The following is a 12,593-nucleotide window of genomic DNA, read 5'->3' as shown; positions in this document are numbered from 1 at the left end:
ACGAACATCTTGGGCTACCCTGCCCATACTCCACAATTTCCCCATTTTCTTTGGAGCCGTAGTCCATGGGTAATTCCCCCATAACATACCTACGCGGGTTTGCCGGTTGAATACCAAAAAAAGCACCTCCAGACAATCGTTCACCAATATATATTTACATATTAATATTCAAGGGATACTTTAAATTACCTGTTCATATCATTGTCTCGTTGCCTATAATGTTTATCTGCCCGTTAGCTTAATGAAGTAGCATTGGGACTACTTAGATATTCATCTAATCGGTAATCGAACCATGTTCTTGTCTTTTACGGCAATCGGTACAAGTTCTTGTCCTAGTTGGCATAGACCGAGAAGCATAAAAGCATTACCTATAAGCATTATTTTTATTGACCGTTCACACATTCACCTCACCCTATAACCCTTTGGAAAGTTGTATTAAATCTTAACTTCTTGTGTTTTTTCATTTAGTGAAGTCATCATAACCGTTCATCGTCATTTTCTTCTACAACAAGAAGAAGCCGGTTATATCGACCGGCAGTCTTCATCGTCCTATTAGTCTATCGGCACCAATTCGACGTTGTCAATTTGTAAATTTGTATTACCTGGCGCTGTTTGGGAAAAAGCAATCTTCAGGCTGCCATTCGTCACTTTTACTGTATGAGAAATCGTTGTGTAGGCATTTCCGTGAGGAATTAATACATAAAAGGGATCTCCCCCATAACCAGTTAACTTCATGCGACTGCTCGAAGGGTTGCCCGTATTTTGCTTTACCTTGGCGCTAACGGTGTAGGTGCCCGGATCCAGACCAGATACCGTTTGAGATACGCTAGCAGTATACGGCTCAGTGCCATAAATCCAATACTTGTTTCCTTCATAGGCATCATTAGAATCTACGCCATGAGAAGCTGTTCCTGTAAAGGTCCACCCCTGTTGTCCATTTTCAAAATCGCCGTTAACCAAATACTCCTTAACTGGCGGGTCAGTCTCGCCTCCCGAATCTTCAGTACTCATATAAATCAGATTCCAAAACTCCAAGGAAGGGACCGTAATTTTAACATAGTTTCCATTCCCGTCCGTCCCTTTGGTAAAGGCCAACGGTTTCGATCGTCCATCATGGACATCCGGCGAGGCCAGCCATACTCCGGTTATTTCATTTGAGTAATAATACTTCATTTCGAAGTTAGAGATTTGACGCGGTGATTCCTTTTGTCCATCATTGGCTCTCCAATCATTTCGACTTACTCCGAGCAAATTGATCATTTGAACGATTTCATATTGGCTATCTTTTTTGCTGTAAGCCCATATTTTATTAGCATCTCCATATGGACTGCTGGCATATGCCGGAAATTCGATACGGTTCATCGTCTCAGTCTGACCATCGCGAAGCAGGTTCTCATAAGCTACAATGAAGTCATACAGCTTGCTTATGCGATGCTTCAATTCCTCAGTCATGTACAGGTTCTGGGCTGGGAAATACTCGTTGCTAAGCATATTGCCGTTATCACCAAGCTCCATCCTTGAACCCCCCGCAGCATAAACCGTGGCACCTGTCAGCATGACGGCTGCTGTATTAAACGGGCTTCCTGGGTTTTGCTCACCGTAGTCGTAACTCATATAAGCAGGGACGACGAGTGATTTCCCTCCGCTCTCCCTACGCGACTGTTCAATCTCTTTTTTTAGAGAAAAATAGGTGTCATACAGCAAGCCGTCACTATCTCGGTCCCATGGCCAGATCTCAGCGTAAAGTGCATCTACGTTGGATATGTTAACGTTTTCAATTCCTTGGGCACCAACCGGGTTAAAAACAAGTTTTTTGTCGCCTATCGCTTGTTTAGCTTTGTTCAAAAATTCCGTGTATGTGTCTTTGACATACAAAGTTTGGTTATCTGAGGTTTTCATTTTTCCCCACTCACCTACGGTATCGCCATGCCAACCATCAAAATCAAAGGCCTGAAACACCTTATTCATTTCACCAAATATATAGTTCTGCCACCCCGGGTTTCTCGGGTTAAAAAAATAGAGATGTGTGATGCCCGTTGGCGTGGAATCCGCCATTTTGAAACTGAAATGCCCCTTCCCGCTCGGATTGTCATCCGCATAATACAGGGCCCAATCCTGCTCAACTCCATCCTGCTCATAACCGGAAGTCGCGGCATAGACCATATTGTAAGCCATATTGGATATTCCCATTGCTCTTGCCTGCGTGATGTAACTTTTAACTGTATCACCGTATATCATCCGACCCGACCAATCGTTCCACTGAGCCAGGTTCGGTGCAACAGGCTTGTGATGTCGGTACTTCCAATCATAGTATTGCAATACATTAATATGGTAGTTCTTAAGCTTGTCAATCCTCTCCATAGTATTGGTATTTTGTCTGAAATCCCAGACATACCCGTAACGCGGGAACTTCGTCCACGTAGAAGATACGTCAACACCGACCGTGTCCGAGTCCACAATCACTCCTGCAGCGTCTTTCACGTCCACTTCAATCAGATATCCTGTAAAATCGGACTCCGGGGCATTCCAATCGGCAATCATCATCAGATCTGAATTGTTGTTCAGATTTAATGTCTTCGTTATTGTATTACCAACCTGCTCCTGTAAATGCTTCGCTTTAATCTCTACGGAACCGCCAACAATATGCCGTCCTAATCTGTTTTTCAGATCAATGCGGAGTTCCACCTTCGCCCCCGGATCATGCATGGCCTTATCTGTTGTTACATCATAAATCAGGTCCCCAGCGCTTGCTGCTTCACTCTCATCTCGATGAAAACCACTTTGGCTAAACAGCATAACGCCTATTAACAGTAACATAACAAGGCGTTTAAATCGTTTTCTCCTCAAATAAACCATCCTTCCTTAATGAAAGTTATGACACTAGTTCCAAACCAATTAGTTCCTCACTCCCCATTGCAAGCAAAAACGGCAATACATCCTTGGTTAGCACAGCTTTGTACTGTTTTACAATGAGTTTGCCTTACGCTAGGCCTCACCCCCTTCATAGGCAACCCTGTCTCAGTATGTAGAAGTCAGGAATTCAATAAATGCAAACGTATTCATAATTTCAGAATGAGAAGAAGGAGGTTGATTAACCTGCCCTCTTCGGATTTAATAATTCGTTCATGCGATAAATCATTGCGACCCATCGTCATTTGCCTATTCTTTAACTGAACCGATGACCAATCCAGTAACGAAATACCTCTGCAAGAATGGATAGACTAACAACACAGGGATAATCGAAACTACAATTTTAGCTGCATTCAGCGTTTTATTCGAAACGGACGCTAGCGATTTTAATTGCGAAGGATCCGTAATCTTCGTAACATCTACAGTCAATTGCTGAATATAGGTTTGAAGCGGATAGTTAGATGAGCTATTCATATACAACAAACCGCTAAAGTAATCATTCCAATGACCAACCATCGAGAATAAACCGATCGTTGCCAATGCCGGCAATGAAATGGGTATGAATATTCCAAACAAGATTCTGAGCTTGGATGCACCATCCATCACAGCAGCTTCTTCAAGCGCGTCCGGAATGCTTTTGAAAAAATTCATCAATAAGATTACGTTAAAGATGGGTACCGCCCCCGGCAAGATTAGCGACCATACCGAATCAATTAGTCCTAAACTCTTAACAACCATGAAGATTGGAATCATTCCACCAGAAAAAAGCATGGCAAATATCATGATATTCATATACATATTTCGGGCATGAAAATTCTGCTTATTTTTGGACAATGGATAGGCCATTAAAACGGATAACAATAAATTCAACCCAGTTCCAATGACAACCCTCTCCAAAGAAATGACAAACGAGCGCCAAAACTGTGTATCATCGAGCAAAAGTTTATAGGCATTAAGATTAAAGTTAACAGGCAATAGGCCAACCAGATTGGCTTGGGCAGCTGATTTATCACTAAAGGAGATCGACACCATATTAAGCAGAGGTAAAAAACATAGTGCAGTCAATATTAATAAAACGATCCATATACAGGCATCCGCAAAACGGCTTCCGAATGTTTTTGATTTCATTGGGCTCTCCCTTCTTAAAAGATCCGCATTTTCACAAGTTTAATGGATAATTGATTTGCGGCTATAAGCAAGGTAAAAGACACCACTGATTTAAGCAAACCTACTGCAGTCGCAAAACTATATTGTTGACCAAGTAAGCCAACACGATAGACATAAGTATCAATAACATCCCCGGTTTCATAGACGATCGGATTATACAGAGCAAAAATCTGATCGAAACCGGCGTTAAGGATATTTCCTAAGTTTAAAGCTGAAATTAACATGATCGTAGGCAAGATTCCTGGAAGTGTGATGTGGAGAAGTTGTTTAAATCGGCTGGCTCCATCAATTGACGAAGCTTCGTAAAGCCCAGGATCAATGCCCGTTAGAGCGGCCAGATAAACGATAGCCCCATACCCGAACCCTTTCCACACATCCGTACCAATGATAATCTCTCTAAACCAATCGTTGCTGGCTAGGAAAAGAACAGGATCTTTCCCGAATAATTGTACGATTTGATTAACGGGTCCATTGTAGTCGAAAACATTAATGACGACGGCAGCCACAACCGCCCAAGATAGAAAATTAGGTAGATACACGATGGTTTGTATCGTTTTTTTCGCCCATCTTAACCGGATCTCGTTTAACAATAAGGCGAACACGATAGGTACAATGGTTCCAAAGATGATTTTTCCAAGGGCGATCACCACCGTGTTTCTCAGGATCTTCATACTATCAGGAATCTCGAACATGTATTTGAAATTCTCCATGCCCACCCAAGCTGACCTAAATATGCCTTTCGCCGGAATGTAATCTTGAAACGCCATCAAGATGCCAAACATCGGGACAAAGCTAAAGATGATCAAGAAGATTAAACCAGGCGCCATCATAAAATGATACCCAAGCTGTCCCACCGCTTTTTTCCCTTTTCTCATACTTTTCCATAACCTTCTTTCAAAAAAGTTTGAAGTGGGCACAAAACTCGAATTGTCCCCACTCCAACCCTATTTATTCTTGAATGGCTTCTGCGACTTCGTTCGTGATATCACTTCCTCCAGTTTTGTTCCAAGTGTCGACGAACGTATCGAAGTAGCTCAATGGTTCCTCTCCCATCACGATCTTAAGGAAGGCCTCATCCTCCAATTTAACCAGGTTGGCCCATTTCAGCTTCATGCTCTTCGTTTGACCAAAGAACACAGGGTGGACGTCATTCACTTTGGTTTCCGCCATTAATTTAGCTCCTACCATTCTGGACATGTATCCGCTCCATTGATTGGCATCTGCTTTCGCGGGGTCTTTCATGTAACCTACGATTTTGTCGTACGATGTTCGGTCATCGAGCGTTAATGTTTCATATTCTTTCTCCCCATCGACAGCCGCCTTCAAATCCTTGTACATCTGTGCAGTTGCATCGTTATAGTTCACCATAATTCCCAACGGTTTGCCGCCATCGAATCCACCCTTAATAAATTCGACAACCGGTTCATAGTTCAGATCTTCATGCACCAGTTTGTCATTCAATGCGCTGGCGATTTTCGGAAGCAGCTCCGGATGCTCAAATCCTTTTCTAACTACATAAAATTCAGCGGCTGGATTTTGAGTGTATGCGGTTACTTCTCCGCTGCCATCTTTAGAAATAATATAGGGTCTCCAATCGGCATCATTATTTTGGCGTTTTGCATCATTCAGCGGGTAATCGGCCGACCACCACGGACCGAAGAAAGCACCTGCCTCACCGCTTATGATTAAAGATTCAATGCTATCGCGCACCGCCATTTGCGGGTCGATCAGACCTTTTTTATACCAGTCGGCAAGCAATCCTAAGCTCTGTTTGGTTTCCTCCGTAATAGATCCGTATATAACCTTTCCATCTTTCTCTAGCCATTGGCGAGGAAATGATTGATAGGTAGCGAAAATATTATCGGCCTGGAATAGAGAGCCGTATAGGCCACCGATGGATCTTGAGAGTGCTAATCCTACGGTTTTTCCTTTTCCGTTACCGCCAGGATCCTTTTGCACAAACTCGGTCAGAATCTTCTCCATATCTTCAATCGTCTTAGGTTCGGACAGGCCCAGCTTATCCAACCAATCCTTTCTTACCCATAACATCGTCGGGATATTGGCATTGGAAGTCGATGGCATAGCCATAAGCATCCCATCAAACGTGGCTGCATCCAGTGCTCTTCCCCCATAAGAAGCGTATTTTTCTTTCACGATATCTGAAGTGCTCGACTCGTATACTTCTGTTAGGTCAGCGATCATTTCATTATCCACCAATTGGCGTAACGTTTCCGCGTCTACTGCCATGATGTCGGGTAAATCGCCTGATGCCACAGCCATTGCCACTTTCTGATCGTAGTTGTCTCCGGATTGGGCCTCGAATTTATTTTCATTTTGAATGTTCAGCGTTTCTTTCAAATACTGCGTGTAGGCATTATCTTCGTAGCTTTGGCCTTCAGGCAGCTTTGGAATGCCTGGTGTGGCTTTCCCGACGGTATAAGTAACGGTTTCTGCATATTTCCCAAATGGTGTTAATTCTTCGGCTGTCGCCGTTGATTCGGTTCCTTCTGAATTTGGACTGCTCGTACAGCCCGTAAAAAAGCTCACAGACAATAATAGTGCTGTTGCCGATAACAACATTTTTTTCATCTTTTTAACCCCCAACAAGAATTATTTATGATAAGGTTTTTATCATCACAATTTAACTGCAAATGCCTCATAAGGATTCAAAGCGAGATTGGTGAAATCAACGGATGCTCGATCATAGTTGCTAATGATAACATCACGGCTTTGACCCAATTCCTGCTTCGTCAAGATCATCTTTTCTTGACTGATATTCGCTACGACAGCCCATGACTCATTTTGATAACGCCTTAGGTACATGAATACATGCTCCGGCGTATCGACCAATTCATAGTCTCCCCATACGAGAATAGGATTCTCTTTCCTTAGCTGGATTAATTGTTTATAGCAATAGAAGATCGAATTCGGATCCGTCAGATTGGCTTTTACATTTACTTCCCGGTGATTAGGATTTACGTGTAACCACGGTATGCCTGATGTGAAACCAGCCTGCTCAGATTCGTCCCATTGCATTGGGGTTCTTGAATTGTCTCGCCCCTTAGCATTAATAGACTCAAGAATTTCTTCTTTTTTGTATCCGTTTTCGATTCGTTCATGATACATGTTAATGCTTTCAATATCCTGAACCTCGCTAATATCCGTCACCGGATAGTTAGTCATTGCGATTTCTTCCCCTTGATATATGTAAGGCGTCCCCTTCATGAGGTGAAGCAGGATGGCAAACATCTTTGCGCTTTCGACCCGATACGTGGAATCGTCCCCCCAACGGGAAACAATCCGAGGACAGTCATGATTATTCCAAAACAGGCTGTTCCAGCCTTCATTCCCTAAGGCAACCTGCCATTTGCTAAGAACGCGTTTTAACTCCCTTACATCCAGCGGTTTAAGATCCCACTTTTCTTTGCCATCTTGCTGATCTAGACCAATGTTCGAATTGGAAGACCATGGACAGCTCATTGCGCTTGGGGTCTGAGTACAGTTTGGCGATTTCAGGTGTAGCTCCCCATGTTTCCCCAACGGTTAAGACATCGTATTTACCAAAGGTTTCTCGGTTCATTTCCTGCAAATAATCGTGCAACTTAGGACCATTGCCGGTGATTTCTTGATCGGGGATTTTTCCTACCAAATCTATAACGTCCATTCGAAAACCACCGACACCTTTTTCCAACCAAAAATTCATCATATCCCATACTTCTTGTCTGACCTTTTCGTTCTCCCAATTAAGATCCGGCTGTTTTTTACTGAAGAGATGAAGATAATATTGACCGCTCTCGGAATCATACTCCCATGCACTTCCGCTAAAAGTTGAACGAAGCGAGTTTGGTACGTCGTTGTTTACTGGATCTCTCCAAATATAGTAATCACGGTATGGATTATCCTTGCTCTTCCGTGATTCAACGAACCATTTGTGTTCATCAGAGGTGTGATTGACGACCAAATCCATGATGATTTTAATGCCGAGCTTTCCCGCTTGCTCAATCAACTCATCCATATCTTCCATTGTTCCGAATTCCGGCATAATGGCTTGATAGTCGCTGATATCATATCCGTTATCATCATTAGGAGACTGATAAACAGGACTAAGCCATATAGCCGTGATACCCAGTTCCCCCAAATAATCCAATCGATTGATAATACCTCTCAAATCTCCAATTCCATCGCCATTACTATCCTGAAAACTACGAGGATAGATCTGATATATTACCGCAGTTTGCCACCACTTTTGTTTCAAAACTCCCACTCCTTGCTGTCTATTGTTTTGTGATAATACTAAAACGTTTAAGTTAATGAGCTTTCACAAATAACCGCTTTAAACACCTGGTATTCAACATTTTATATTGATGGCGAAAACGTTTTCCATCCTTAACTAATACAAATCGCCTTCAATATACGTAAACGTTTACTCAATGTTGTAAAAAAAATTTCTTGCTCACCTCCGTATCCGAGTTACCTCCGTTATTATTGATAGTATGGTGATCTATAATAACGGATGGTAAACGTTTACTTATTTAGATATTTTTCAAGACTATGTTTTGGATTGTACGGTTCGCCTTTCCACAATAGAATGACTAACGATGCTGCTTGACACCTCTCCGGACTCTTCAATAAGTGATATTAGCTTTTCAACAGCAAGACGTCCCATCTCAGTCAATGGCTGATGAATCGTTGTCAAAGGTGGGAAAATGATTTTTGCTAAATTTAAATCGTCATAACCAATGATGGAAAGTTCCTCTGGAACCTTGATGCCTTTTTCAAAGGCCATTCCCAAAGCTCCGATTGCCATTTCATCACTTGCTGCGAAAAGGGCCGTAAAAGCTGGCGCTTCCTTCAATAGTTTCGCCATAGCTGTTCTTCCACTTTCCATATGAAAATTACCGTAAGCTATTTTAGCGTCATCCACAGGGATCCCATGCTCTGCAAGAGCTTGTCGGTATCCCTCAACGCGAGGAATCCCTGCCACTGTGTCCCAAGGAGTTCCAGCGATCATAGCAATATCTTTGTGTCCTTTATCTATTAAGTAGGCAGTTGCTTGATATGATGCTTGCCTATCATCGACCTTCACATAAGGAATTGAGTATTTTGCAGAATGTGTGTTAACCAAAACCACAGGCATCTTCATATTTTTCAACTGATGGTAGTATTCATCTTTCAATAACTCACTCGTGAACACAACACCATCCACTTGTTTTTCACGAAGCACCTGCAAATATTTCATGGTTCTTTTTCCATCTTCTGCAGTATTGCATACGATAACACTGTAACCCTTTTCATTGGCAGCCTCCTCAATGCCATAAAGGAGCTGGGACGTAAACCCACTGGACACATTGGGGAACAAAACTCCAAGGGTTTGTGTCCTCTTATTGATGAGTCCCCGCGCTATAGCGTTAGGGTGATATCCAAGTTCTTCGACAGCTTCAAGGACTTTAACCTTTGTTTTATCAGAATAACCATTTAAATTATGGAGTACTCTCGATACAGTTGCTACTGATACGTTTGCCGCTTTTGCTACATCTTTAATCGTTGGAGTAATAGTCTCACCCCCATTTCTGAAAATACGTAAACGTTTAACTGAAGTATAAGAAACCATGCTTTCGTTTGTCAATAAATTTTTATTCTGTTATACAGAAACTTGAAAATCATCGGGATAACCACCGTTCTATTTTAGAAGAAATCATTTAATCCATAAGGCGATGCTTTTGGGCGGATCAATGGCTTTTTGCTGTAGATCCTTCAGACATTACGTTCTCATCGGTAATCGGACTATGTTCTTGTCTATTACAGCAGTCGGTACAAGTTCTTGTTCTTGACTCGGGACAAGAACTTGTGCCGATAAAAAAATAAAGCCGCAATTTTAGCGAATTTCTATGGGACCATGTTCTTGTCCCTCGACATCAATCCCGATCTGTACATTATTATACGTATTCCACTCTACTTCTTTAGGTACTCCCGATAATCCATCGGGAATCGATTCTATATTAGTGCTTTTCAATCAATTATATGTGTCCAAGAGCGATAAATAAAACAGTGAGACAAGCTAGATTACTCTTTATCTTCTTCTGATTCATGGCTTAGATTACTCTCAATAAATGCAAACAAAATATCCTCGTTTTCGGTACAACAATCAAAAATCGCAGAAACAGCATCATCATTTTTGACTATGTGAAATTTTTTAAATAAGTATAACTCAACGTTATCCCTCCTAATTCAACTTTCCAGTTACTATATCATAACGAAAGGCCTCAGGCGTTTTTTGTTATACCTGTAAGATTATATTAGGATATATACTGGAACTAAAGGCTTGAAGACAAATGGAAATTGCTGTGTGGTTAGACCTTTTTATATTAAACAAAATAAGAAATATGGAGATGAAGCGATATGACAGATTATCCAACTAGTAAGGATATTTTTCGTTCGAGAATGTTGTTCCAGGATTGCCGCGGCCTGCGCTCCATGCGGTTTCAAATACAATAAATCCAGAAGAAGTATGATCAAACTAATCGGTTCCTTTACAGCTGAGGTACGTTTTTCAAGTCACTCTTCCAATGTGGCCGGCAGTTACTTGGAGTTTAATACCAATTCCCGAATCATAAATACGCACAGCGGAAAAGTATACAGGGAGATCAGCTTGAGCAGCTTCCGGGGCAAAGGCAAGGTATGGAATTTGGCCAAGGAAGCCACCCGAGAGCGGGAACTGGCAGAAATAATCACGTTGATTCAAAATAAGGTCGCTCCATTGATGGACAAGTACGAGACTAATCTTGAGGAGACCCTTGAGGAGGTCATCCAGACTGGATGGTTTTTGCCGCAGGCGAATCCAATGGAATTCTATGTGCTTGACGTTCTAGACCTGGTGGTCGATTTCGGTTCACCTGAACAAATACGTGAATGCGCGCATCGATACATCCGCCACTTATCGGAGGAAATGCAGGAGACCTTCGAGAACGATTATAATGCATATCAACGGGATGGACAGGCTGCAAGCACAATAGCATTTCGTAAACTAATCCCTTTTATGAACGAGCGCAACATTTCACTACCACTATAAAATGAAAGGATACCGACTATCCCAATCCACGTTTCAGCCTCCTTTTGCTGCAGTGCGAGATTAACAGAGTGGAATGTAGGCAAAAGAAACCGTCCCCTCCAATAATTTTCTGGTGTTATTCCATACACGCGTTTGAAAGCTCTTCCGAATACATCATGGGATTCGAAGCCGTAGTCATATGCGATCTCCGTTATTTTATCATTGCTATTCCTTAATCGTTCGGCAGCAAGATCTAATTTGCGACCGCGTACATATGACATGACGGTGAAGCCGGTGTACGCCTCAAAGTAGAGAAGCCGGCTAACGCTACAAGCGACTCACACGGAATGTCTTCCTGCACATGCGATTCGATATAATTAAGTACGGATTGAATTCTTTGCTTATAGTCCATGGACGTGCACCTCCATGGCGTTCATTGTAGCATGGAGAACAATTGGTTTCCGATGTTTTTTCACATATCGGCGGAGAAACACGGTTAGTACGTAATCCTGCCCGTTATCTTAATGAAATTGCATGGAAATCCAGTTAGATACATATCTAATCGGTAATCGGCTCATGTTCTTGTCCATTTCGGCAATCGGTACAAGTTCTTGTCCTCGACTCGGGACAAGAACTTGTATCGATAATACAAAAAAGCCGCTAAATTAGCGACTTTCAATGGGACCATGTTGTTAAACTAAAGTCTCCGTTAATTCAATAAACACATACTTTATTCAGAAAAGGTAACAATATAATTAATTTATTTGATGAAGTCGTTAAGAGGTGTATTGAAAAATGAAAAGGATCCTAATCACTTTTATGCTATCCCTTGTTTGTATTAATAGTTTTCAAACAACAACCTTTTCTTCAGACAAACCAACTCATGACTCTGAAGAGCTTAGGTTACAGGATATGCTTATGAACTTGCTTTCTCCTTTTATTGAGAAAGATTTGCATAACTATTATTATCCGAAGATTTTTAGTGATTTCTCACCTGTTATCGCTCCATGGAAAATTGAAGTGATTGAAACAAGAAGAGTAAATCATTTCCGTGGCTTTATATTGGAAATTACATTTGAAATCGAACCTACCGATGGTGGACACTGGATCCCAATAGGGAAGGACCGAATGACCTATGAAATTTCTTCTGGACCTAGGGTTAAATTGATTAATCATACTCACCTAGCTACATATAAACATCCTCCAGAATAATTACAAAATTATATTTAGCGTATTATATTATTCTGCCCGTTAGCTTAATGAAATTGCATGGAAACATAATTAGATACTTATCTAATCGGTAAAAATCGGACCATGTTCTTGTCCTTGGCTCGGGAGAAGAACTTGTACCGATATAACAAAAAAGCCGCTAAAATAGCGATTTTCAATGGGACAATGTTTCTGTCCTCCGACATTCAAATTCAATTATTTTATCTTCACAGCGTTTTGTAGCAGGATGATGACTAGC

The 12,593-nt window shown here is 41.6% G+C and carries 10 protein-coding genes and 1 pseudogene; 2 read left to right on the top strand and 9 right to left on the bottom strand.

Annotation, left to right across the window (positions count from 1 at the left end; translation table 11 throughout):
- Positions 1-552: 552 nt before the first annotated feature.
- The 7 genes and pseudogenes from M4D81_RS34360 to M4D81_RS34940 all read right to left on the bottom strand — a co-directional run bounded on the left by M4D81_RS34360 (position 553) and on the right by M4D81_RS34940 (position 10,819).
- A complete protein-coding gene (locus M4D81_RS34360) occupies positions 553-2,847 on the bottom strand; it encodes a glycoside hydrolase family 66 protein (protein ID WP_260069651.1) in 2,295 nt (764 codons plus the stop codon).
- A 312-nt stretch (positions 2,848-3,159) separates the two neighbouring features.
- Complete coding sequence (locus M4D81_RS34355; protein WP_260069650.1) at positions 3,160-4,038, bottom strand: carbohydrate ABC transporter permease; 879 nt, start codon at positions 4,036-4,038, stop codon at positions 3,160-3,162.
- Positions 4,039-4,052: 14 nt separating this feature from the next.
- Complete coding sequence (locus tag M4D81_RS34350; RefSeq protein ID WP_260069649.1) at positions 4,053-4,952, bottom strand: ABC transporter permease; 900 nt, start codon at positions 4,950-4,952, stop codon at positions 4,053-4,055.
- A 73-nt stretch (positions 4,953-5,025) separates the two neighbouring features.
- Entirely contained in the window at positions 5,026-6,666 is a 1,641-nt protein-coding gene (locus M4D81_RS34345; RefSeq protein ID WP_260069648.1) for a type 2 periplasmic-binding domain-containing protein, read from the bottom strand.
- 45 nt (positions 6,667-6,711) lie between these two features.
- A pseudogene (locus tag M4D81_RS34340) lies at positions 6,712-8,332 on the bottom strand (alpha-glucosidase).
- 294 nt (positions 8,333-8,626) lie between these two features.
- Positions 8,627-9,703, bottom strand: coding sequence for a LacI family DNA-binding transcriptional regulator (locus M4D81_RS34335; protein ID WP_311200741.1), 1,077 nt, complete (start codon positions 9,701-9,703; stop codon positions 8,627-8,629).
- Positions 9,704-10,627: 924 nt separating this feature from the next.
- Positions 10,628-10,819 carry a hypothetical protein gene (locus tag M4D81_RS34940; protein ID WP_397376892.1) on the bottom strand — a complete coding sequence of 64 codons (192 nt, stop codon included), beginning with the start codon at positions 10,817-10,819 and terminating at the stop codon, positions 10,628-10,630.
- On the opposite strand from M4D81_RS34940, the gene M4D81_RS34330 reads away from it, so the two are divergent.
- Positions 10,727-11,146, top strand: coding sequence for a hypothetical protein (locus M4D81_RS34330; RefSeq protein ID WP_260069647.1), 420 nt, complete (start codon positions 10,727-10,729; stop codon positions 11,144-11,146). The genes M4D81_RS34940 and M4D81_RS34330 overlap by 93 nt on opposite strands.
- Here M4D81_RS34330 and M4D81_RS34935 read toward each other — a convergent pair.
- Positions 11,059-11,406: a helix-turn-helix transcriptional regulator gene (locus tag M4D81_RS34935; RefSeq protein WP_397376890.1), complete on the bottom strand. Its 348-nt coding sequence runs from the start codon at positions 11,404-11,406 to the stop codon at positions 11,059-11,061. The two genes, M4D81_RS34330 and M4D81_RS34935, sit on opposite strands and share 88 nt — an antisense overlap.
- Entirely contained in the window at positions 11,379-11,537 is a 159-nt protein-coding gene (locus M4D81_RS34325; RefSeq protein WP_260069646.1) for a hypothetical protein, read from the bottom strand. Before M4D81_RS34325 ends, M4D81_RS34935 begins: the two co-directional genes overlap by 28 nt.
- 383 nt (positions 11,538-11,920) lie before the next feature.
- Here M4D81_RS34325 and M4D81_RS34320 point away from each other — a divergent pair, with 383 nt between their 5' ends.
- Positions 11,921-12,337, top strand: a complete 417-nt coding sequence (locus M4D81_RS34320) for a DUF3888 domain-containing protein (protein WP_260069645.1) — start codon at positions 11,921-11,923, stop codon at positions 12,335-12,337.
- Positions 12,338-12,593: the final 256 nt, after the last annotated feature.

Origin of the sequence: Paenibacillus sp. p3-SID867 (assembly GCF_025142895.1) — a bacterium.
In the GTDB taxonomy this organism is placed as follows: domain Bacteria; phylum Bacillota; class Bacilli; order Paenibacillales; family Paenibacillaceae; genus Paenibacillus_AQ.
This window is presented reverse-complemented; position numbering and strand designations above follow the sequence as displayed.